The following is a 10,884-nucleotide window of genomic DNA, read 5'->3' as shown; positions in this document are numbered from 1 at the left end:
CCTGATACTCTCGGTTCCGTGATGCCGAGCACACCTGCCGAGGACGACGTGCGCGTGGACGGTCGTGACGCCCGCTGGGCCGAGCACCGCAGCTCGCGGCGCGCCGAGCTCGTGCGCGCCGCCCGCCGGGCCGTGCACCACCGGGGCCCGGACCTGTCGATGGACGACCTCGCCGCGGAGATCGGCACCTCGAAGTCGATCATCTACCGCTACTTCAGCGACAAGTCGGGCCTGCAGGGGGCCGTCGGCGCCGCCGTCATCGACGACCTCCGCACCGCCCTGGGGGAGGTGGGCGCGCGGGTGACCCGGCCGCGGGACCGCATCGCCGCCATGGTCGACGTCTACCTCGGCGTCGTCGAGTCCTCCGCCGGTGTCTACGCGTTCGTCACCCAACCCGAGGCCACCGCCACCGCGGGGGCGCTGCGCGGCTTCGTCGCGGAGATCGAGGACATCGTCGCCGCGGCGCTGCTGCCCGTGCTCCGGCACGGCGGCGGAGCTGCGGAGAAGGACGACGCGCTCGCCGCCCTGTGGGGCGCCGGCGTCGTCGGCCACGTCCGCAGCGTCGCGGAGCGCTGGATCGCCGCGCGCGCCAGCGCCTCCCACCCCGCCGACAGCCGAGTTGTCGCCGACAGCCGAGTTCCCGCCGACAGCCGAGTTCCCGCCGAGAGCCGAGTTCCCGCCGAGAGCCGAGTTCCCGCCGAGAGCCGAGTTCCCGCCGAGAGCCGAGTTGTCGACGACGGTGCTCCCGCCGTCGAGAACGACATCGCCGCCATGGACCGCGCCCAGCTCGCGGCCCACCTCACCGACTGGCTGTGGACGGGAGCGATGGGCGTCGCCCGTCGCTCCCGGAACGCCAGCGCCCGCACCGAGACCGACGACGCGATCGGAGACCCGTCATGAGCACCACGACCACCCACCGCGAGGACGACGCCGTCCACCGTGAGCGCTCCGCCCGCCCGGCGGCACCGGACCTGCCCGACTTCCCTCCCGGGGCGCAGCCCATGTCCGTGAGCACCGCGACGTCGGCGATGAGCCCGGACACCGCGGTGGCCTCCGGCGAGGCCTTCGACGGCCGCGCCGTCGGGGACCTGCTCGACGGCCGCTGGCAGGAGCAGCGCCGCGCCTCGCGCGACCTCGCGCTCGAGCCGGACTTCCAGCGCCTGCCCGACCAGACCGTCGCCGAGCACCGCGAGCGTGTCCTGTGGCAGCTGCGCGAGCTCGTGGGCCGCGGCGAGGTGCTGCGCGGCTTCCCGACGGAGGTCGGCGGCGGGGGAGACCCGGGCGGCAACCTCGCCGGGTTCGAGGAGCTCTTCCTCTCCGACCCCTCCCTCCAGATCAAGGGCGGGGTGCAGTGGGGGCTGTTCGGCTCGGCCGTCCAGCACCTTGGCGTGCCCGAGCAGCACGCGCGACTGCTGCCGCCGATCATGCGGCTCGAGGTGCCCGGCTGCTTCGCGATGACCGAGGTGGGCCACGGCTCGGACGTCGCATCGATCGCCACCACCGCCACCTACGACCCCACCACCGAGGAGTTCGTCCTCCACACCCCCTTCCCCTCGGCCCGCAAGGAGTACATCGGCAACGCCGCCGTCCACGGGATCGCTGCGGTCGTCTTCGCCCAGCTCTACACCCAGGGCCGCAACCACGGCGTCCACGCCTTCTACGTGCCGCTCCGCGAGCGTGACGAGCACGGGAAGCTCCGGTTCCTGAGCGGCATCGGCGGCAAGGACGACGGTCCCAAGGGTGGGCTCAACGGCGTGGACAACGGTCAGCTGTGGTTCGACCACGTCCGTGTGCCCCGCGAGAACCTCCTCCGGCGCTACGGCGACGTCGCAGCGGACGGCACCTACTCCTCCCCGATCGCGAGCAAGGGGCGTCGCTTCTTCACGATGCTCGGGACCCTGGTCCAGGGCCGCGTCTCGCTGGGCGGCGCGGCCGTCGGCGTGAGCAAGGCGGCGCTCTCGATCGCGGTGCGCTACGGCGACGAGCGGCGTCAGTTCACCGGCGCGGACGAGCACCGCGAGGTCACGCTCCTCGACTACCAGCGCCACCAGCGCCGGCTCCTCCCGCTCGTCGCGCGCACCTACGCCGCTGCCTTCTCCCAGGGCGTCCTCCTCGAGCGCTTCCACGAGGTCTTCAACGGCGAGCACGACGACGACGAGTCGCGCCAGGACCTCGAGACGCTCGCCGCCGCCTTCAAGCCGACGGCGACCTGGCTGGCGCTCGAGGCGATCCAGGAGTCGCGCGAGGCCTGCGGCGGGGCCGGGTACATGGCCGAGAACCGCCTCGTCACCTGGCGGCAGGACTTCGACGTGTACGCCACCTTCGAGGGGGACAACAACGTCCTCCTCCAGCTCGTGGGCAAGCGGCTCCTCACCGACTACGGCCGGGCGATGGCGAAGATCGACATCGCCGGTGCCGCCCGCTTCGTCGCCGCCCGCGCCGGGGACATGGCCCTGCACCGCACGCCCCTGCGGCGGGCCGCGCAGTCGGTGCTCGACTCCGGCTCCAAGGCCCGCTCCGTGGGCCAGCTGCGCGACCCGGAGGCGCAGCGCGAGCTGCTCGAGGACCGCGTCGAGACGATGGTCGCGGAGATCGCCGGTGCGCTGCGCGACGTGAGGGACGCACCGCCGGAGAAGGCGGCCGCCGTCTTCAACGAGCACCAGGACGCCCTCATCGGCGCCGCGCGCGCCCACGCCGAGCTGCTCCAGTGGGAGGCCTTTACCGCCGCGCTCGACCAGGCGCCCGCCGGCACCACGCGTGAGGTGCTCACCTGGCTGCGTGACCTCTACGGGCTGGAGCGCATCGAGCGCAACCTCGCCTGGTACCTCGTCAACGGACGGATCACCGCCCAGCGCGCCCGGGTGGTCACCGGCTACATCAACCGGCTGCTCACTCGGCTGCGGCCGCACGCCGTCGACCTCGTCGACGCCTTCGGCTACACCCCCGAGCACCTGCGGGCACCGATCGCCTCCGGCGTGGAGCGCGCCCGCCAGGAGGAGGCCGCGGCGCTCCAGCGCCGCCGCCGCGCCCTGCCCGAGCGGCTCGGCTAGATCCCGCGCGGGCGCCCCTGCCGGCGCCCGCGCAGTCCGCGACCCACTGAACACGACGAGCGACTGAAGCGGCCGGGCGCCGGAGTCGCAGCCGCGCTCGTGGGTGTCGGCATCGTTGGCCTGCTCGTAGCGCGTCCTGGCGCCAGAGTGCCCGACGATGATGCGTACCTTCGCCTCGAGGTGGGCCCGTGGCCGCCGCCTGCGCACCGGATGCCGCAGCCTTGAGGCCCTCCAGCTCGCGGAGGAGGTCGATGCGCTCGGCCTCGGTGAGACCTTGCCCTCCCGGGGCCAACCCCTCGAGCAGCCGCCTCATCTCACCGACCTCGGCCGCGCCCAGCACCACCGCGGGCGGTGCACCGGGGCCGGTCGCGTCGGTGCTGGACATGTCTCCAGGCTAGGACCGACCACCGACATTCCCGCGGCATAACGCCGAAAAGTGCCCTCGTCCCGTGGATGGCACCCACCCGGGCCGGGCCTGTGGAGCTGCCCCGGCGAACGCCGGCCGCACAGGTCCGCCTGGTGGCCGCCTCAACCACCCGCCCCGCAGGCCTGTAGATTGTCCGCCGTGCATGCCTTCACCGTCCTGTCACGGGGCACCGATGTCTGACGAGCAGCGGTCCGACACCGTCGCGAACGCCGCGGCCACACCGGACCACACCCTCCCCTACCGGGACCTGGGCCTCAAGGACGACGAGTACGCCCGGATCGTCGAGATCCTCGGCCGTCGGCCCACGGCCGCCGAGCTCGCCATGTACTCGGTCATGTGGTCCGAGCACTGCTCGTACAAGTCCTCGAAGGTCCACCTGCGTCAGTTCGGTGACAAGACCACCGAGGCGATGCGCGAGCACCTGCTCGTCGGGATCGGGGAGAACGCCGGCGTCGTCGACATCGGCGACGGCTGGGCGGTGACCTTCAAGGTCGAGTCGCACAACCACCCGAGCTTCGTCGAGCCGCACCAGGGCGCCGCCACCGGCGTCGGCGGCATCGTCCGCGACATCATCTCGATGGGCGCGCGGCCCGTGGCCGTCATGGACCAGCTCCGCTTCGGGGCCGTCGACCAGCCCGACACCGCGCGCGTCGTCCACGGCGTCGTCTCCGGGATCAGCTTCTACGGCAACTGCCTCGGGCTGCCCAACATCGGCGGCGAGACCGAGTTCGACGCCTCCTACCAGACCAACCCGCTCGTCAACGCCCTCGCCGTGGGCGTCCTGCGCCACGAGGACATCCACCTCGCCAACGCCTCCGGCGTCGGCAACCAGGTGATCCTCTTCGGGGCGCGCACCGGCGGCGACGGCATCGGCGGCGCCTCGATCCTCGCGAGCGAGACCTTCACCGGCGAGGGCCCCACCAAGCGGCCCGCCGTGCAGGTCGGGGACCCCTTCATGGAGAAGGTCCTCATCGAGTGCTGCCTCGAGCTCTTCGCGGCCGGGGTCGTCGAGGGGATCCAGGACCTCGGAGCGGCCGGCATCTCCTGCGCCACCTCCGAGCTCGCCTCCAACGGCGACGGCGGCATGCACGTCCACCTCGAGAACGTCCTGCTCCGTGAGCAGCTGACGGCCGGGGAGATCCTCATGTCGGAGTCCCAGGAGCGGATGATGGCCGTCGTGCGGCCCGACCGGCTCGAGGAGTTCCTCGCGATCACCGGCCGCTGGAACGTCGAGGCCTCCGTCATCGGCGAGGTCACCGACACCGGCCGCCTCGTCATCGACCACCACGGCGAGCGGATCGTCGACGTCGACCCGCGCACCGTCGCCCACGAGGGCCCCGTCTACGACCGCCCCTACGCGCGCCCCGCGTGGCAGGACGCCCTCAACGCCGACGACGCCGAGCGGCTGCCCCGTCCGGGCAGCTCGGAGGAGCTGCGGGCGCAGGCGCTGCGCCTGGTCGCCTCCCCCAACCTCGCGAGCAAGTCGTGGGTCACCGACCAGTACGACCGCTACGTCCAGGGCAACACCGCCCTGGCCCAGCCCGACGACGCCGGCGTGGTCCGCGTCGACGAGGCCACCGGCCTGGGCGTGGCGATCAGCACCGACGCCAACGGCCGCTTCACCAAGCTCGACCCGTACACCGGGGCCCGGCAGGCGCTCGCCGAGGCGTACCGGAACGTCGCGACCGTGGGCGCCCAGCCCACCGCCGTCACCGACTGCCTCAACTTCGGCTCCCCCGAGGACCCGGACGCGATGTGGCAGCTCGTCCAGGCCATCACCGGCCTGGCCGACGCGTGCGCCGAGCTCGGCGTGCCCGTCACCGGCGGCAACGTCTCCCTGTACAACGGCACCGGTGAGCCCGGCCGCATCGACTCGTCGATCAACCCGACGCCCGTCGTCGGTGTCCTCGGCGTCATCGACGACGTCAGCCGCGCCACCCGCTCCGGCTGGACGGCGCCCGGGCGCGCCGTCTACGTGCTCGGCACGACCGCCGAGGAGCTGTCCGGATCCGTGTGGGCCGACGTCGTCCACGGCCACCTCGGTGGCCGGCCCCCCGCCGTCGACCTCGCGGCCGAGCGGCGGCTCGCGGAGGTGCTCGTCAACGCCTCCCGCGACCGGATCGTCGAGTCCGCGCACGACCTGTCGGCCGGCGGCCTGCTCCAGGCGCTCGTCGACTCGTGCCTGCGCTTCGACGTCGGCGCGCGCGTCGACCTCACCGCGCTGTGCGAGCGCGACGGCGTCGACCTCGCCACCGCCCTGTTCTCCGAGACCGGGGCACGCGCCGTCGTCTCGGTCCCGCGCAGCCAGGAGGTCCACCTCCAGGACCTGTGCACCGCCCGCGGCGTGGCCCTGCTGCGCATCGGGACCACCGACGACACCGGCCCCGAGTCCCACGAGGGCCGTCCCGTGCTCGACATCGAGGGTGTCGGCACGTTGCCGCTCAGCGAGCTGCGGGAGGCCGCCACGGCGACCCTCCCCGCCTACTTCGGCTGAGCACCACCCCGGCGCCCCCGCCGGGCCCTGAACGTCTGAGATGAAGGAGTGGTCCATGGAACAGCAGCTCGAGCACGCCTACGAGGAGGTCCTGCGCCGCAACCCCGGTGAGGCCGAGTTCCACCAGGCCGTCCGTGAGGTCTTCGACTCCCTGGGTCCTGTCCTGCGCAAGAACCCGCGCTACGTCGACGCCGCCGTCCTCGAGCGCCTGTGCGAGCCCGAGCGGCAGATCATCTTCCGCGTGCCGTGGGTCGACGACGCCGGCCGGGTGCGGATCAACCGCGGCTTCCGCGTGGAGTACAACTCCGCGCTCGGGCCGTACAAGGGCGGCCTGCGGTTCCACCCCTCGGTGTACCTCGGCATCGTCAAGTTCCTCGGCTTCGAGCAGATCTTCAAGAACGCCCTGTCCGGCATGCCGATCGGCGGCGGCAAGGGCGGCTCGGACTTCGACCCCCGCGGTCGGAGCACGCAGGAGATCATGCGCTTCTGCCAGTCCTTCATGACCGAGCTGTACCGCCACCTGGGTGAGTACACCGACGTCCCCGCCGGCGACATCGGCGTGGGTCAGCGCGAGATCGGCTACCTCTTCGGCCAGTACAAGCGCATCACCAACCGCTACGAGTCCGGCGTCCTCACCGGCAAGGGCATCAGCTGGGGCGGGTCGCTCGTGCGCACCGAGGCCACCGGCTACGGCACGGTTCTCTTCGCCAACGAGATGCTCGCGACGAAGGGCCACGACCTCGACGGCCGCCGCGTCACCGTCTCCGGCTCCGGCAACGTCGCGATCTTCGCCATCGAGAAGGCGGTGCAGCTCGGGGCCACCGCGATCGCGTTCTCCGACTCCTCCGGCTACGTCGTCGACGAGGCCGGCATCGACCTCGACCTCCTCAAGGAGATCAAGCTCGTCGACCGCGGCCGTGGCAAGGACTACGTCGACCGTCGCCCCGGTGCCCGACTCGTCACGGACGGCTCCATCTGGGACGTCCCCACCGACGTCGCGCTGCCCTGCGCCACCCAGAACGAGCTCGACGAGAACGACGCGCGCACGCTGCTGAAGAACGGTGTCGTGGCCGTCGCCGAGGGCGCCAACATGCCCACCACCCCGGACGCGCTGCGGCTCTTCCAGGAGGCCGGCACGCTCTTCGCCCCCGGTAAGGCGGCCAACGCCGGCGGCGTCGCGACGTCCGCGCTGGAGATGCAGCAGAACGCCAGCCGGGACTCGTGGACCTTCGAGTACACCGAGGAGCGTCTCGCCGACATCATGCGGGACGTCCACGCGCGCTGCGCCGCCACCGCCGACGAGTACGGCCGTCCGGGCGACTACGTCGTCGGGGCGAACATCGCCGGCTTCATCAAGGTGGCCGACGCGATGCTCGCCCAGGGCGTCATCTGACCGAGGTCGTCACCGAACCGCGGGAACACCTTCGGGGTTCCCGCGGTTCGGTTCGTCATGAGCTTCGACGACGTGAGGGACGTCCTCGACCGGACCGAGGTCGTCGCGGTGGTGACGACGCGGGCCGGCGGTAGCCGGGTCGCGACGCCGATCTGGGCGATGGTGGTCGACGGCGTGCCCTACCTGCGCTCCGCGTTCGGCGCGGGCTCGTGGTGGTACCGGCACGCGGTGTCGGGCCGACCGGTCGCGATCGTCCTGGGTGATGGTGCCGTCGCGGAGCGTGACCGCGGCGCCGCGCTCACCCTGCCGCGCGAGCCGGTCCGTGTCACGCACGTGCCCGCCGACGACCCCGTGCAGGACCGCATCGACGAGGAGCTCGAGCGCAAGTACGCCCACGCGCCGCGCTCCTCCATCGACCCGACACGGAGCGAGGAGGCGCGTGCCGCCACGCTCCGGGTCGGGCCCTCGGAGGTGTGAGCCGCGCTGAGGCCGCCGTCACGCCGGCCCCGGGCGACGCCCACCGGCCACATGCGGGATCGTGGGGGCATGGGTGTGAAGCTGGAGGTCGCGGTCCAGGACGCGAGCGGGGCCGCGCTTGCCCTCGACACGGGCGCGGACCGCGTCGAGCTCTGCTCGGCGCTCGACGTCGGCGGTCTCACCCCGAGCATCGCCATGGTCGAGGCGGTCGTGGCCACGGGCATCCCCGTCCACGTCCTCGTCCGCCCCCGGCCCGGGGGCTTCCGGTACTCCGCGACCGAGGTGTCCCTCATGGTGCGGGACATCGAGGCGATCGTCGACGCCGGGGCCGCGGGCGTCGTCGTCGGCGCCCTCACCGCGCGGGACACCCTGGACCGGCACGCGCTCGAGGCGCTGCAGTACGCCGCCGAGGGGCTCGAGGTGACCGCCCACCGCTGCGTCGACGTCCTCGAGGACCCCGCCGCCGCCGTCGACGACCTCGCCGGGCTCGGGTTCACCCGGGTCCTCACCTCCGGTGGTGCCCCGACCGTCGCCGACGGCGTGCCCGCCCTGCGTCGCATGGTCGAGGCCGCCGGCGGGCGCCTGCAGGTCATGGCGGGTGGCGGCGTCCGGGCCGAGGACGTGCCGGGCCTCCTCGGCACCGGGGTCGACGCGGTCCACCTCTCGGCGCGACGCCGCGTCCCCGACGGCGGACCCACCGGCCCGGGAGGCGGCCCTTCCGGGTACGACGTCACCGACCGGTCGACGCTCGAGGCGGTGAGCGCCGCGCTCGCCGGCCGCTGACCCCCGATACGGTGGGTCCGTGGCACGACGACGCATCGACCCGGGCGAGGGCATGGCGGCGCTGCGCCGGTGGCGCAGCGCCGAGGACGCCGGGGAGCAGGTGCCGGCCGCCGTCGTCCGCACCGCGGTCCGGTTCACCCTCGAGGAGCTCGCGGTGAGCTCACCCGGCAGCTCCGTCGAGGTCCGTGTGCCCCCGGCTGCGGCCGTCCAGGCGATCGCCGGGCCGCGGCACACTCGCGGGACCCCGCCCAACGTCGTCGAGACCGACATGCAGACGTGGCTGCGCATGGCGACCGGCCGCCTCTCCTGGGACGAGGCCCGCAGGTCCGGCGCGGTGACGGCCTCCGGGGTCCGCGCCGACCTGTCCGGTGTGCTCCCGCTCATCACGCGGTAGCAGCGAGCGAGAGCGCGCCGGCCGCGGGGTAGGTTGGCCGGGTGAGCACGCCCGACCCCGCCTCCGCCGCGTCACCCGAACCCGCCGCCCCGGACGCGGACGCCGCCCCGCCGGCGGGTGACGCCGCCCCGCCGGCCGAGGACGGGCCCGTGGCCCGGGTGGTCGACGTCGCGGACCCGAGCCGGGTGCGGCGCGCGCCCCGCTACGGGCGCTTCGGGTTCCTCGGCTTCCTCCTCGGCGTCGTCGTCGCGGCCGTCCTCAGCGTCCTCCCGGTGGGGGCCGACAACGTCTCACCGGGGACCCTCTTCCTCCTGCTGCTCCTGGCGACCGGCACGGTCGGCGTCTTCGCGGGCCTCACCTGGGCGCTGGTCGCCGACCGTCGATCCGTGCGCCGCCGTGGCCGGGACTGACCCCGGCGTGCGCACCCGCCAGCTCCACCTGCCGGCCCCGCCGGCGCGCGTCGCCGATGCCCTCGACCGGCTCCGCGCCGAGCTCGACATCCCCGTCGCCTTCCCGCCCCAGGCGCTGCGGGAGGCGGAGGAGGCCGCCCGCAGCCCGCTGCCCGCGCTGCCGGACGCGCGCGACCTCCCCCTCGTCACCGTCGACCCGCCGGGCTCCCGTGACCTCGACCAGGCCGTCCACCTCGAGGAGGACGGCGCGGGCTTCGTCGTCCACTACGCCATCGCCGACGTCGCCTCCTTCGTGACGCCCGGCGGTGCCCTCGACGCCGCCGTCCACGAGCGCGGCGTCACGGTCTACGGCCCCACCGGCTCCACGCCCCTGCACCCCGAGACCCTCAGCGCCGGCGCCGCGAGCCTCCTGCCCGACCAGGACCGCCCCGCCTACCTGTGGCGCATCGCGCTCGCCGCCGACGGCGCGGTCCGCGAGGCCTCGGTCCGCCGGGCCGTCGTGCGCAGCCGCGCCCAGCTCACCTACACCCAGGTCCAGGGCGTCGTCGACGGCGGCAGCGACCCGGCCGTCCCGCCTGCCCTGCCCGGGCTGCTGCGGCGGGTCGGTGAGCTGCGCCTGTCGCAGCAGCGGGCACGCGGCGGAGTCTCCCTCGAGATCCCCGAGCAGGAGGTCGTCGCCCGTGACGGCGGCTACGCCCTCGCCTTCCGCGCCACCCTCCCCGTGGAGGAGTGGAACGCCCAGATCTCCCTCCTCACCGGCATCTGCGCGGCCGAGCTCATGCGCGACGCCGGCGTGGGCATCCTGCGCACCCTGCCGCCGGCCGACCCGCGCGACCTCGCCCGCCTGCGCCGCACCGCCCACGGCCTCGGCATCCCGTGGCCCGAGGAGGTCTCCTACTCCGACCTCCTCCCCACGCTCGACTCCGCCGTCCCCGCCCACGCCGCCTTCCTCACCGAGGCGACCACGCTCTTCCGCGGCGCCGGTTACGCCGTCCTCGGGCAGGACGAGGACGGCGACACCCGGCACGCCGCCATCGCCGCCCACTACGCCCACGTCACCGCGCCGCTGCGCCGCCTCGTCGACCGCGCCGGCCTCGAGGTGTGCCGCGCCGTCTGCGCGGGCGAGCCGGTTCCCGAGTGGGTGCACGCCGCGCTGCCCGAGCTGCCCCGGGTCATGGCCCGCGGCACCCAGCGGGCCGGGCGTTACGAGCGGGGCGCGGTCAACGCGGTCGAGGCGCTGGTCCTCGAGGGGCGGGTCGGGGAGGAGTTCCGCGGTGTCGTCGTCGAGGTCGACGAGGACGACGACGGCGCCCGCGGCACCGTCGTCATCGCCGAGCCCGCGGTCGAGGCCTCCGTCCGGGCGCCCGGGCTGCCGCTCGGCGAGCAGATGACCGTCCGGCTGGAGGAGGTCGACGTCCCGGGGCGGCGGGTGCGTTTCTCACCTGTCTGACAGACC

Annotated in this window: 9 protein-coding genes; all 9 read left to right on the top strand. The window is 74.0% G+C overall.

The genetic code is table 11. The features are described 5' to 3' along the window. Positions 1-21: 21 nt before the first annotated feature. The gene (locus GD632_RS02895) at positions 22-900 is read left to right on the top strand and encodes a TetR/AcrR family transcriptional regulator (RefSeq protein WP_193311316.1); all 879 of its coding nucleotides are present in this window, start codon (positions 22-24) and stop codon (positions 898-900) included. Positions 901-1,001: 101 nt separating this feature from the next. Further along, complete coding sequence (locus GD632_RS02890) at positions 1,002-3,050, top strand: acyl-CoA dehydrogenase family protein (RefSeq protein ID WP_152189279.1); 2,049 nt, start codon at positions 1,002-1,004, stop codon at positions 3,048-3,050. Positions 3,051-3,649: 599 nt separating this feature from the next. Further along, the gene (gene purL, locus GD632_RS02885; protein ID WP_226924474.1) at positions 3,650-5,971 is read left to right on the top strand and encodes a phosphoribosylformylglycinamidine synthase subunit PurL; all 2,322 of its coding nucleotides are present in this window, start codon (positions 3,650-3,652) and stop codon (positions 5,969-5,971) included. A 55-nt stretch (positions 5,972-6,026) separates the two neighbouring features. Next, a complete protein-coding gene (gene gdhA, locus GD632_RS02880) occupies positions 6,027-7,364 on the top strand; it encodes an NADP-specific glutamate dehydrogenase (RefSeq protein ID WP_152188530.1) in 1,338 nt (445 codons plus the stop codon). A gap of 57 nt (positions 7,365-7,421) precedes the next feature. Continuing rightward, positions 7,422-7,841, top strand: a complete 420-nt coding sequence (locus GD632_RS02875) for a DUF2255 family protein (protein WP_152188528.1) — start codon at positions 7,422-7,424, stop codon at positions 7,839-7,841. Between the two features lie 69 nt (positions 7,842-7,910). Further along, positions 7,911-8,624: a copper homeostasis protein CutC gene (locus GD632_RS02870; RefSeq protein ID WP_152188526.1), complete on the top strand. Its 714-nt coding sequence runs from the start codon at positions 7,911-7,913 to the stop codon at positions 8,622-8,624. 19 nt (positions 8,625-8,643) lie between these two features. Further along, complete coding sequence (locus GD632_RS02865) at positions 8,644-9,018, top strand: sterol carrier family protein (protein ID WP_226924473.1); 375 nt, start codon at positions 8,644-8,646, stop codon at positions 9,016-9,018. Between the two features lie 41 nt (positions 9,019-9,059). Further along, complete coding sequence (locus GD632_RS02860; RefSeq protein ID WP_152188524.1) at positions 9,060-9,428, top strand: hypothetical protein; 369 nt, start codon at positions 9,060-9,062, stop codon at positions 9,426-9,428. Then, on the top strand, positions 9,415-10,878 hold the full coding sequence (locus tag GD632_RS02855; RefSeq protein WP_226924471.1) for an RNB domain-containing ribonuclease: 1,464 nt from the start codon (positions 9,415-9,417) through the stop codon (positions 10,876-10,878). Before GD632_RS02860 ends, GD632_RS02855 begins: the two co-directional genes overlap by 14 nt. The last annotated feature ends 6 nt before the right edge of the window (positions 10,879-10,884 follow it).

Source organism: Georgenia satyanarayanai, from assembly GCF_009193135.1.
Taxonomy (GTDB): domain Bacteria; phylum Actinomycetota; class Actinomycetes; order Actinomycetales; family Actinomycetaceae; genus Oceanitalea; species Oceanitalea satyanarayanai.
The sequence above is the reverse complement of the archived record's forward strand: the minus strand, read 5'-3'. Positions and strand labels throughout refer to the sequence as shown.

Coding starts and splice junctions, on each gene's coding strand:
- GD632_RS02895 (WP_193311316.1), top strand. CDS start 22: ATGCCGAGCACACCTGCCGAGGACGACGTGCGCGTGGACGGTCGTGAC.
- GD632_RS02890 (WP_152189279.1), top strand. CDS start 1,002: ATGTCCGTGAGCACCGCGACGTCGGCGATGAGCCCGGACACCGCGGTG.
- purL (WP_226924474.1), top strand. CDS start 3,650: ATGTCTGACGAGCAGCGGTCCGACACCGTCGCGAACGCCGCGGCCACA.
- gdhA (WP_152188530.1), top strand. CDS start 6,027: ATGGAACAGCAGCTCGAGCACGCCTACGAGGAGGTCCTGCGCCGCAAC.
- GD632_RS02875 (WP_152188528.1), top strand. CDS start 7,422: ATGAGCTTCGACGACGTGAGGGACGTCCTCGACCGGACCGAGGTCGTC.
- GD632_RS02870 (WP_152188526.1), top strand. CDS start 7,911: ATGGGTGTGAAGCTGGAGGTCGCGGTCCAGGACGCGAGCGGGGCCGCG.